At 44.5% G+C, this 13,837-nt stretch carries 2 protein-coding genes; one reads left to right on the top strand and one right to left on the bottom strand.

Translation table 11 applies throughout. From position 1 onward, the window contains the following. Positions 1–15 precede the first annotated feature (15 nt). On the top strand, positions 16–12,522 hold the full coding sequence (locus BCT34_RS01850; protein WP_102305669.1) for a tandem-95 repeat protein: 12,507 nt from the start codon (positions 16–18) through the stop codon (positions 12,520–12,522). 83 nt (positions 12,523–12,605) lie between these two features. Here BCT34_RS01850 and BCT34_RS01845 read toward each other — a convergent pair whose 3' ends face one another. Next, entirely contained in the window at positions 12,606–13,799 is a 1,194-nt protein-coding gene (locus BCT34_RS01845; RefSeq protein WP_076652612.1) for a class I SAM-dependent methyltransferase, read from the bottom strand. Positions 13,800–13,837 lie beyond the last annotated feature (38 nt).

Genomic DNA, 13,837 nt, shown 5'->3' with positions numbered 1-13,837 from the left:
AACAGCATAGTGACGGTGGACGTTTTAGCTAACGACACCGATTTGGATGATGGGGCAACCTTCACTTTAGACAGTGTGAACTCAGACAAAGGTTTGGTGACCATCGTTGATAACAAGCTTGTGTTTGAAGCGAGTGGCGAAGATTTTGATCACCTGCCAGTCGGCGTGACAGAAGAAGTCGTCGTGACCTACACGATGAGCGATGAAAGTGGTGAGCCGATCACATCGACAGCGACCATCACAGTCACCGGTACCAACGACCTCCCAATTGCCAGTGCAGACACCGGGGCTGTTCAAGAGAACAGTGCAGTGACGGTGGACGTTTTAGCTAACGACACCGATTTGGATGATGGGGCAACCTTCACTTTAGACAGTGTGAACTCAGACAAAGGTCTGGTGACCATCGTTGATAACAAACTTGTGTTTGAAGCGACTGGCGAAGATTTTGATCACCTGCCAGTCGGCGTGACAGAAGAAGTCGTGGTGACCTACACGATGAGCGATGAAAGTGGTGAGCCGATCACATCGACTGCGACTATTACTGTTACTGGTACTAATGATAAAGCGGTCATCAGTGTGAGTGAACCGCAAAGCGCTGAAATTATTGAATCGGGTATAGATGACCAAGGTGATGCGGTTGGCAACTTATACACTGAAGGTCAACTGAAGGTTGAGGATGTAGACCAAGGACAAGAGAGTTTTAAAGAGGTCGATAGCGGGAAACTGGAAGGTAAGTATGGCTCCTTTACATTCGATGAATTAACAGGCGATTGGACTTATACACTGGATGACTCTAAAGCCAATAAGCTAGACCAAGGTGACACCTATATTGAAAACTTGGTAGTTCAATCACAAGATGGTACTGATAGTTACAAGATAGAAGTAGAAGTCGTGGGCAGCAACGATGCGCCAACCGTTGGTGAGCATTTGACAAAAACGACTCACGAAGATGCCTCAGAGAAAACCCTGAACCTACTTAAAGGCGCAGACGACGTGGACGCGGATGCGACCTTGTCGATTGCTGACCTAGGTACCTTGCCAACAGGACTTTCGCTGGCTGCGGATGGTTACACTCTTGTGATTGACCCAAGTGCCTTTAACTATCTGGCAGCGGGTGAGAGCGAACAGATTGTTCTTAACTACAACGTCGTGGATGGCTTAGGTGGCGTAACATCACAAACGGCGAAGATTACAGTGAATGGCCGTAACGACGGTCCAGTAGCGATTGATGACACATATGAAGCTCGTAGTGAGACGCTGCTTTTCTCTGAGTCCTTTGAAAACATGACAAACACAGGTCGTTGGACAGTCGTAACTGGCGACGATTTGGGTGATTGGGAAGCAACAAATGGTCTAGAGATTCAGCGTGACGGTCTCATAACTGACGCGACCGACGGTGACTACCTCGCTGAACTTGATGCTCATCAAAATACCGCGATCACAACAAGCATTAATACGTCGGACCAAGATAGCGTGCGTGTTGAGTTTGATTACAATCCTCGACGCGACGGTAATTCATCTTCTGACATGACGTTTAAAGTCGGTGACACGTTAGTTACTGTTCACGCAGATGGAACTCTATCGGGTGCTGAAGGGCTTAATATCCAAATAGGGCAACCTGACGCAAATGGTTGGTATAAGATCACGGTTGAGTTCGAAGTCCAAGGGGACGTTACGGACCTTACATTTGCAGGTGCAGGAGCTTCAGATAGCTATGGTGCGTTGTTAGATAACATTACAGTGACAGGTATTAATCAATCTAAACTTGTTACTGCTGAAGACACGTCTATCGCAATTTCTTTTGATGAGTTGTTGGCGAATGATACTGACATTGACGGTGATGAGCTCTCAATTGTTGTCGGTTCAATTACCTCCGCAGCTAATGGTGAGCTGTTTGTCGACTACACAAACAATACAATCACATTCACACCGGATACCGACTATAACGGTGAGGCAACTTTCAAATATAAAGTGACCGATGGGAACGGTGGGGAAGACGAAGCAGAAGTTACGCTTAATATCACTCCTGTGAACGATGCACCAGTGCTGACAGGCGATCTGTCGGCGGAAGTGGATGAGGCAGGCAGCTACACCATCACGGCGGCGGACCTGGGCTACACGGACGTTGACGATACAGACACAGGCGTGACCTTCACGGTCAGCAACGCGAGCAACGGCACAATCTTAGTGAACGGCGTGGCGTCGAGCAGTTTCACGGTGGCGCAGTTGGCGGCGGGTGAAGTGACGTTCAAGCATGATGGCAGCGAAACCACGTCGGCGTTGTTCGATGTGAACGTTGAAGACGGCAACGAAGATGGCAGCACACCGGTAGGCAGCACGTTCAACTTGACGGTGACTCCAGTGAATGATGCGCCGGAGCTGACAGGCGATCTGTCGGCGGAAGTGGATGAGGCAGGCAGCTACACCATCACGGCGGCGGACTTGGGCTACACCGACGTTGACGATACAGACACAGGTGTGACCTTCACGGTCAACAACGCGAGCAACGGCACAATCTTAGTGAACGGCGTGGCAGCTGGAAGTTTCACGGTGGCGCAGTTGACGGCGGGTGAAGTGACGTTCAAACATGACGGCAGTGAAACCACGTCGGCGTCGTTCGACGTTAACGTTGAAGACGGCAACGAAGATGGAAGTACACCAATAAACAGCACATTCAACTTGACGGTGACGCCAGTGAATGATGCGCCTGTGCTGACAGGTGATCTGTTGGGTGAAATGGATGAAGCAGGCAGCTACATTATCACGGCGGCGGACCTTGGCTACACTGATGTTGACGATACGGACACCGGCGTGGCATTCACAGTCAGCAACGCGAGCAACGGCACAATCTTAGTGAACGGTGTGTCGTCGGGCAGTTTTACTGTGGCGCAGTTGACGGCGGGAGAAGTGACGTTCAAACATGACGGCAGTGAAACCACGTCGGCGTCGTTCGACGTTAACGTTGAAGACGGCAACGAAGATGGCAGCACACCGGTAAACAGCACGTTTAACTTGACGGTGACGCCAGTAAACGACGCGCCTGTAGCAATTAGTGATTCTTACAAAAATAGTCAAGAAACCATATTGCTTACTGAATCATTTGAAAATATGGCAAACCCAGCGGGTTGGACGGTTGTTTCTAAAGACCCATCAGAGGTATGGGACTTTACTAATGGTATAGAGATTGAGCGAGACGGCTTAATTGTTGATGCTACCGACGGTGATTTTTACGCAGAGCTAGACCCACATAAAAATACGGTGATGACGACATCAATTGATACGTCTGATCAAGACTCTTTGAGGGTAGAGTTCGATTATAACCCTCGCCAAGATGGCAACTCGTCGTCTGATATGACTTTTACTGTAGGGAATACAACTATTACGCTGCATGCGGATGGAACAGTGACTGCTCCAGAAGGTATTTCTGTAACACTAGATGGTCCGGATAACAACGGTTGGTATCAAGTTAATGCTGAGTTTGATGTTAGTAGTGATGCTACTTTAATCGCTTTTGCTGGTGCGGGTAAATCTGATTCGCTTGGTGCGTTTATCGATAACATTACAGTTACCGGAATAGATGCGCCCAAACTCATAACGGAAGAAGATCAGGCTCTTACTATTAGTGGTAGTGAGCTGCTAGCTAATGATTTCGATGTTGATGGGGATGACATAACCATTTTTTCTGTCAACGCAACCAATGCTACAAACGGTTCTGTTGAGCTGATAAATGGCAATGTCGTATTTGAACCTAATCAAGACTTCAATGGTGAAGCGACGTTCGAATACACCATTGTTGATACTCATGGTGAAAAAAGCACTACGACAGTGACCGTTAATGTCACACCAGTAAATGATGACCCTATCGCGAACGATGATTCAAGAGCGTTAGGTGATAACCTGATCGTCAATGGTAGTTTTGAAGACTATGATTCGGTATCAAATGCCGGTTGGGGTTCTCGAATCGACCAGCTAGATGGTTGGTCCTACGATGCAAGAACTGGTGCTTTAGATTCAGTTCAAGAAGGCTATGCTGTTGATGAAACAGACGGCGATCGTATGATTGATATGGAAGGTAACGGAGACAATGTAACCCTTACCCAACAAATTCAAGGTGTGGAAAGCGGTACCCTATACCAACTGTCTTTTGATACGGCAATGTACGAACGATTGCCGAGTGCTGAGCTTGAGGTCGTTTGGAACGGCGAAGTTGTTGCCACGATCACCCCTGAAAGCAACATAATGCAAACTCAGTCATTGGAATTATTAGGTGGTAGTGGAGACGGTTCAAATACCCTTTCATTTAGAGAAGTTGGTACTGAAGGCGACAAGAGTGGGACTTATCTAGACAATATCAAATTTCAAGAAGTGATTAAAAACCTTCAGACACAAGAAGATATAACTCTCGATATCCCGAGTAGCGAGTTACTTTCGAATGATTCTGACGTTGATGGTGATACGTTAATTATTTTAGATAGTTTAGTGATTGATCCAACATATGGTCAGGTTGAGTTAGTTGAGCTACAAGACGGTTCTCAAACCGTTCGTTACACTCCAGCGGATGACTTCAATGGTATCGCTACGTTTACTTACACAGTTTCTGACGGTAAAGGTGGTACTGATACCGCCGTGGTTACGATTAATGTCACTCCAGAAAATGATGCTCCAATATTTGTCAAAGATGGAGTGCCGATTGGCGATACAGATCAAATAAGTGTATCGACTAAAGAGGATAACTCTGTATCTGGTAAGGTTACAGCAACCGATATTGACGACACTGACCTGACTTACACGGTGAGCCAACCTACAAACGGTAGTGTTGAGATCGACCCTGAAACGGGCGTGTGGAAGTACACTCCGAACAACGAGTTTGATGGAGAAGATTCATTTGTTGTTACCGTGTCGGACGGTAACGGTGGTACAGATACTGTTGTAGTGAATGTTGATGTATTGCCTGTTGCTGAGCTTGCAGTGACGGCTGGCCAACCAGTGATAGAAGCAGAAGATGCTTTCTTATCATTTGAAATCAACCTAGATGAGCTTGTTTCTGAGAACGTTGGTCTGGCTCTTACACTAGGGTCGGCAGTGGATTCTGCAACTAAAGGTGTCGATTACGAAGACAAGATCTACGTTAAAGATGGACAAGATTATAAAGCGCTTTCAGAGCAGGAGCTTTCCGATCTTATTATTGCTAGCGGCTCTGATAGCTTAGAAGTCTTCATCAAGGTTCTTGATGATAAATTGCTTGAGGGTGAAGAGACTGTAACTCTAAATGCTAGCTCAACGAGTGAGTTTGTTGAAAATGACAAACAGGACTCAGATACAGCTAAGATTGTCGATGAGACAGACTCAAACGACAAAGATACCGTTACAGTTGGACTGACTGGTCCCGATTCAGTTATTGAGGGTGATAAGACAAGCCCATTTACGATTACGCTAAGTGAGCAAGTGCCTGAAGATAGTGTGGTTACTCTTCAGTACTCTTACACAAATGCGAGCAATGAAGATATTGTTGAAGTTATAACTGTAAACGTAGACGCAAATACAAATACAGCGACCTTTGAGATTCAAACTGAACAAGACAAAGAATACGAAGTTGGACAAGAGTTTAACGTTAGTGTTGTATCCGTAACCCAAAATGGTACCGATGTATTTGAGAAGCTAGATACGTCTAGCGCTGATAAAAATGTAACTATTGACGATAGCCATGATAACCCGCCAAAAGCTGAAGACTTCTCTATTTCTCTCAATGCAGATGGCTCTTCGCAAGTTATTTTCGATACCGGAATGGGGACTATCGAAGGCGATGGTACAGATCATATTTCTGATAATGAAGATGATAACGATAATGACGCAGATACAAATCTCGGCGTGATCATCACAGAGCTGCCTGATTCAGGAACTCTTTACTATGTCGATGGCAATAACAAGGTTGAAGTGGTAGTTGGGCAGACATATGCAGATCCTAACAACATCGCTTATGAAGATGACCAAGAATCAACAGGCTTCTTCTTAGGTGTTGATGATACATCCACATTAGATAAAGGCCCTCATAGCACTGCAGAGTTCTATAACTGGGGTGATGAAGTAGATGCGTTTACTCGCGAACTGAAATTTGATAATGGTGATGTCGTCACCATTACCTCGGAAGGTCGAAATAACGTTGACGCTAAGCCTTTAGTACAAAATAACAGCCAGCAAGGCCATATGGGTTTCGGTATTGCATCGACTAATCGCGGTATTCACCAAGACGAGGCAATCAACATTGATTTCTCTTCTCGTCCAGCGGACTCAGTAACGGTTGGACTAAGTGGTTTGGGTGGCTGGTTTGCCCCAAATGCTGATGATAGTGTTCAATCAAGAGCTGAGATTACAGTCACCTTTGATTATGGTAATGGTGTCACAGAAGAAAATACCTTCCTTTATGATGACACCCACAATAATCAAAATGTCACGATTGTCGCTCCTGAAGGCGCTGAGATTGTTTCGGTGGAAGCAAGTACACAAGGACCAGGTAACTGGGAGCTGACTTCTCTTGAAGCTAAGGCGTCAGATTCATTCGAATACAAAGCAGTAGACAGTGATGGTAACGAAAGTGAAGTTAAGACAGTTACTATCGATAAGTCCGGTGACCTAAATGCGAATAACGATCCGCAAGGCTTCGAAGTTAAACTGGGTGAGTTCAGTGAAGACAATGACTCTCCGTGGTCAGCCGAAGGCGCTGAGCTAAATGCTAGCTTCAATGGCCAAGATAAAGACTTCGCACACAGCGGCATTAAGATTGGTGTTGCCGGCAAAGTAGGTGGATTGGGTGCTCAGATTGAATATGATCGTGCAGAGCAGCAATCTGAGAAGTTTGAAATCAACTTAGATAGCCCTGCGACTCAGTTTACATTTTCAGTATCTAACTTGTTTAAAAACGAAGGTAGTGACGGTGATTTCATTGATAACCATGAACAAGGCAGTTGGGTAGCGTACCTCAATGGCGTAGCGGTTGCAGGTGATACGTTTATTGCTGAAGACGGTAACAATAAAGGTACTTACGAAATAACACCGCTTGGTGCTGATGGTACTCCAATCGCGTTTGATACTGTGGTCTTTGAAGCAACTGAGTACTCCAACCAAGCAACGCATGATAATGATGCGTCAGATTACTTCCTAACTGGTTTTAAAGCCTCTAGTGAAGGCGCATATGCAGTAAATCAAGGCGGCATTCTTGAGATTCCAACATCGAAGTTTGCTGGCATTATCAGTTCTGAGCTTCTAAATAACGATATCGATTCAGATGGCGACAATCTACGTATTACCTATGTATACGGTGAAACGGAAGGTAATGCGTATATCAAAGACGGCATCGTATACTTTGATTTAACTGGCGACGATTTTGTCGGTGAAACAACGTTTAAATATCAGGTTACTGATGATAATGGCCAAATCGCGAGTGCTGAAGTTAATGTTATCGTCAACCCTCTACCGACTCCTTCTAGTGTTGCGTCTGTAGACCTGCTAGCAGACTCAGTAGTTGAAGGTGATGATCTTGGCTTTAAAGTAACTCTGGATTCAAGTGCACTTGTTGAGTCTGTATTGGACGTTGCTTTTGGTAAGAACACGGATGCTGCGAATGATTCAGGTGACGAAAAAGATCTCGACCTTAGTCTGTTTCGTTTTACTAATGGCGTCACCTATGAGCAGCAAAGTGGAAAGCTGATTGTCCCAATTGGAGTGAAGGATTTTGCAATCTTGATTCCGACAATTGATGACAGCCTTCATGAAATCGCTGAAACCTACACCGTGACTGTTGATGGTGAATCCTCAGTGGGCAGCATTACTGATAACGATGAAGCTCCAACTATCGATACAGTGAGCAACGCGGTTAATCCAAATAATGAACAAGTAATTGAGGGCGATGTAGCTGTCTTCACCGTAAACCTAGCTAACACAAGCAGTCAAGAAACTCGATTCGAATGGTCGTTAAACTCCGGTTCTGCCGAACTCGGTGATAACAAAGATTTCACCGGCAACGTAGAGTTCACTGAGGGCGTGACGCTTGTTAATGGTCAGCTTGTTGTGCCTGCGGGAGTAACGTCGTTTGACATCAAGGTACCAACTAACGATGACGGCATTGATGAGTTAAATGAGAATTTCACGCTCGACGTGGGTGGTAAGCAAGGTATTGCAACGATCATCGATAATGATGAAGCACCGCAAGCTCAGGACTCTCATGTCATTGGAGATGAGGCGCAAGCCCAAGGTTCATCGATCACGTTTAAGTGGGCCGATTTCAACGTTTCTGATGCAGATTCTAGCGAATTGTCGATTGTTATCACTAGTGCTCCAGGTGCGGGTGATATGTATCTGTACAACGAATCTACTGATGAATGGCTTCTGTTGAATACTGAAACGATTGGTACAGGAGTATCAGTAAGCCAAGAGCAGGTTGAACAAGGTTTCTTGATATTCAACCCGGTAAGCTATGAATCTAGTACATCGATGTTTGATGAAGAGAATGTAGTAACTGGCAATAATCAGCAAGAGTATGCGGAGTTTAACTACCACAGTTCTGATGGCATCAACACCAGCTCTAGTATGACGATGTCGATTGATATTCGTCCTGATACGACACCTGCCAAGTTAGTTGTAGAGACACCAAATGTAGATTTAGATGAAGGTTTTAAGTTAGAGCAATGGGAGAACCTAGACTTTGATTACAACAATGGTAGCGGAGTGGCTCCGGACGTTGTTGAGCAAGCAATCGAGTCTGCAGGTGTAGCCGACACTTCGAAAGTCACACAGACGCCAGACTTTGGCACTCAGAACTCTCCAGCCATCGAAAACATTTCGAGCAAACTTACTGGTTTGGTATTCCTAGTTGCTGGTGAGTCATACGTGTTTAGTGGTCATGCAGATGATTCATTTAGACTTGAAGTCGGTGGTGAAACAATGGCCTCTCAAACTTGGGGTGGAGGCGGTACCTATGAGTCTTCAGCCTTTGTACCATCGGCATCTGGTTGGTACACAATTACTGCTTTCCACGACAACGAGGCTGGTCCAGGTAATGCCACTATCAGTGTCGCAGTTGGTGATAATGAACCCGTAGACTTTAACACGGACAACTTCGATATTGTTCCTGATGTAAGTTCGCTTGAGGATAAAGTTAATATCGGGACACAGGTTGAACATGAATCCTCGGAGGGTGGTTATTACCCAGCGTTCGATATTAATGAAGGGCTGGAAGATACCTTTATCAATGTCTCTAAGATCACTACGCAGCTTGTTGATACCGATGGCTCAGAGACCTTGAAGCTCGTCGTGTCTGGTTTACCTGAAGGTTCAATTGTTAAACTTGGAGATCAGGAACTTGTTGTTAATGCTGATGGTGAAGTTGATATATCTGCTTGGTTAACATCAAATGGTACTGCCGAAACTGTGCTCGCTGATCTGATGATTCAGGTTGATGAGTCAGGCACTTATAACGTTAAGATTGAAGCTATTTCAGACGAGATTGTCGGCGATACCAGTGAGACTTCGAATGGAGCCTTCGACCTAATTGTCCATCCAGTACCTGTTGGACCAGATGCTGAAAGTAAAGAAGCCTTTGGACAAGAAGATACTATTTTAGTGCTATCGATTGATGATTTTGGGATTGAGTCTGACAACGATGTAGTGATAACTCAACAACCACTCGATGGAGCGTTGGTGATTAATCTTGGCACTGATCAAGAGCCTAACTGGCAACCATTAAACTCGAGTCAGATTACATCTGCTCAATTAACATCAGGCATGATTGGCTTTAATCCTGATATTAACGAATCTGGTTATGACGGCTTTAGTGTTGATGGTGTAGGCAATAAATCGAATGACTACGCTGAAATTAAGTTCAAGGCTGTAAACGAGAATGGTACGTCAGAAGAACATACGCTTACGGTAGATATTACGCCTGTAGCTGATGCCCCTGTTGTTACTATTACTATTGGTGATTTGAAAACAATTCGAATGGAACCTAGCTTCGATACATCTGATGAACAGGCCATTAAAGATCTATTTAATAATGGCACTCTACTAGAAATGGGTAACACGGGTAATATTGTTGAGGGACTCACCTCTAGTGGAGACGTGATTAATAACGCTGATACTACTGATGATCGTACCGACAAAGATGATTTGTTTATAGCGAAAGATCAGCGCAATACAGATGATGTAGCATTGTCTCCCGCTCACTTCGTCGGTGACGTATCGGTGGGTACACAGGGAAGTGATACATTTATAGGCAGTGCTTATAACGACCACTTTGACGGAGGTATCGGCTCGATCGATGATCCTAACCAAGTGGACAGTGTTATTTATACTGGTGATGTATCAGACTACGTTTTACGTTGGTTCCAAGCAGATGACCATAGCGAAGTACCATATTGGATTGTTGAAGACAAACGTCTCATTGATACTGCAGACCAAGTAAATGCTAACGATAAAGAAGCTGGAGATCATCTTTATGAGATCGAACAGATAGTCTTTCAAGATGGTATCGTAGCGCTAGATAATGAGTCCGGAACTTATCAAATTTTAGAAGAGCAGGTTCTACCGATTGATGTGTCAGTTACGCTTGTTGACGTTGATGGAAGCGAAACCTTAAACGACAAAGTCGAACTAACCGGGATTCCTTCAGGGTTGAAGCTAGAAATAGATGGAGAGGTTGTAGAGCCAGTATCATCTACGAATGGTGTTGCAACTTATGAGTTAGATATTGATGCTGCAGGTAACGTTCATGGAGATGTACAGATTCGAGTACCTTCTGAATACCAAGGCGATCTAGATTTTGAACTTAAGGCTACAGCAACTTCGGTGGAAGTGGATGGTACTTCGCAGGACAGTTATGCAACATCTTCTGCATCAGTTCGCAATCACATTATATCAATGGGTGAAAGTGGATCTGATAACATCATTACTGATGAAAACAATAACATTGTCATCGGTGACACATCAGGCTTGCAAATTGTCCCTGGGCAGGACTATAACATCGCATTTATTTTCGACACTTCCGGTAGTATGAAGAGTACGATTACAGAAGCTAAGCCTGAATTGCAGGCGGCATTTGATAAGTTAGTTGATAGTGCAGGCGGTGAAAACTCTGGTACTGTGAATGTGTTGCTAACACAATTTGAAACTAATGCATCTCATGTCATTAGCATTGATTTGAGTTCAACTACCCCTAAAACACAGTTTGAGAGCGCCCTTAACACGATAATTGATGATAGTTCAGGGCGTACTAATTATGAAGCTGGCTTCGATTCCGCGATAGACTGGTTTAATTCACTACCAGATAATGACGCGACTAATCATTCGTTCTTTATCACTGATGGTGAAATTAACCAAGCAACAGAGGATGATTTGGACGGTGATGAACTTGATCAGTTCTGGATGTATGCGGATAAATCTAAGGGTGAAGCTCTAAGCTTACAAGATATCCTTGGTTCCGATTTTGACCTAGCATCTTTGCAACCTCAAGGAACCATAGAAGTAAATGGTGTTAAGGTTGTTGAGTATGATAATGGTCATAGCCATGCACAAGTATATTCCCCTTATCTAGATAGCAATGGTAATCGTGTTAGGCTTGGTACGTTGAAAATCGATGGTAATGAGCTTGTATTTAGGGATAAATACAGTGCTTCCGATACAGCTAGTAGTAAGGTGACCCCACAAGCCGTTCACATGTTTAATATTTTAGCTGGCTTGTCTGCGATACAGGCTATTGGCCTTGGCGGTAATGTCGACAAAGACACGTTAGAAATGTTTGATACAGACAAAGTTGTTGACCACAACATCAAAGTTGAAGACCTTGCTGAAGCAATCGCTGGAGATACGGTACAGGCTGTTCCGGGAGAAGATACGATCACCGCACAAAGTGGTGATGACATATTGTTTGGTGATCAGCCAGTGCTGTTTGCTGATGACGGTTCGACAGAGCTAACGCTCCAAGAATATGTAGCTCAAAAACTCAGTTCGGGTTTAGCTGACGTTGATGCTAAGACGATTCATGATTACGTCACTAGTCACAAAGAAGAGTTCGGCAATTCATCAGAAAACGATGCTGATGATGAATTGTCAGGTGGTGAGGGTAACGATATCTTGTATGGTCAAGGTGGAGATGACACTTTAGATGGTGGCTTGGGTGACGACTTCTTATTTGGCGGAGAAAGCAGCGATACGTTGACCGGTGGGGAAGGAGCCGATTTATTCGCCTGGTTAGACGGAGACTTAGATGGAAGCGCTGATGTCATCAAAGACTTTGATGTGAATGAAGGTGATAAGATTGACCTTTCAGAACTATTTGAAGAGTTAGACTCCAATGAAATCGATTCTCTTTTAGGCGATATTAAAGACTCAGTTTCATCTAATGGTAACGGTGGTTCTGTTGTTACTGTTACTAAAGGTGGTGATTCCGTATCGATTGAGTTTGAGGGATTAGGTACAGATGATCTAACCAACTACTTGTTTGACCAAAGTGGTCTAAAGTACACCGATGGGTAAATAAAAAGACCGAAGCACAAGCTTCGGCCTCTTGTTCAAAAAGAAACCACCTTTTTATAGGTGGTTTTTATTTTTAGTGGCTATTATAAAACCTTACAAGCAAAACCTTTTAGGTAGAAACCTTCAGGGTAAGCTGTGTCTGTTAGATGGTCTGCAGCTTGCTCGAAGCGCTCTATGAATTTAACCGTGCGTCCAGCATCGAGAGCAGCATCGGCAATGATCTTTTGGAACAGGTCAGTGCCCATTAAGCCTGAGCAAGAATAGGTAAGTAGAGTACCGCCAGGTTTCAGGATTTGCATAGCTAGCATGTTAACATCTTTATAGCCGTTTGCGCCTGATGTCAGGTTGTTCTTACTTGAAACGAACTTTGGTGGATCCATGATAACGACGTCAAACTTAGTGCCTTGGTCGCGGTATTCTCGAAGCAGTTTGAATACGTCGGCGTTTAGGAATACAGCGCGCTTTTTCGAGATATCAAACTCGTTAAGTTCAGCGTTGAACTTAGCGGTATCAAGAGCGAGTTGAGATACGTCAGCGTTGATAACACGCTTCGCGTCGCCTTTTAGTGCGTAAAGGCCAAAACCACCTGTGTATGAGAAACAGTTAAGGACATCTTTACCTTTAACGTACTTCATAGATTCTTTGCGGCTATCACGTTGGTCCATGTAGAAGCCCGTTTTGTGGCCTTCCATGATGTTCACACTGATTTTAACGCCATTCTCTTCAATCACAATTGACTTCGGTGGTTCTTCACCGTGAAGAACGCCAACAACTTGTTCTAAGCCTTCTTTCTTACGAACTGCCACGTCTGAACGCTCGTAGATGTTACAGTCAGGGAAGCACTCGATTAACGCTTCAACCAACACGCTTTTGTTAAACTCAGCGCCAGCACTTAGCAGTTGGCAAACAAGGAAGTCTTGGTATTTGTCGATTGTGATACCTGGCAAGCCATCAGACTCTGCGGCCGTTAGGCGGTAGCCCGTTAGACCATCACGCTCAATGATGTCTTCACGTAAAGACTGTGCGTCTTGAATTCGTTTTACGAAGAACGCCTTGTTGATCTCTTCTTTTTCAAATGTCCAAACACGAGCTCGAATTTGAGATTCTGGTGAGTAAGCCGCTTTTGCAAGCCACTGACCATTTTGAGCATATACGTCTACAGTTTCACCTTGTTTTGGTTCGCCTTCGACCTTATCGATACCGCGAGAAAATACCCAAGGGTGTTTGCGGCGTAGTGATTTATCTCGGCCTTTAGCTAGATGAATTGAAGGAGTCATAATTTACTCTGTTTGTTGAATTTGAAGGAGGGGTATTG

It is taken from the genome of Vibrio sp. 10N.261.45.E2 (genome assembly GCF_002875705.1).
Taxonomy (GTDB): Bacteria; Pseudomonadota; Gammaproteobacteria; order Enterobacterales; family Vibrionaceae; genus Vibrio.
The sequence above is the reverse complement of the archived record's forward strand: the minus strand, read 5'-3'. Positions and strand labels throughout refer to the sequence as shown.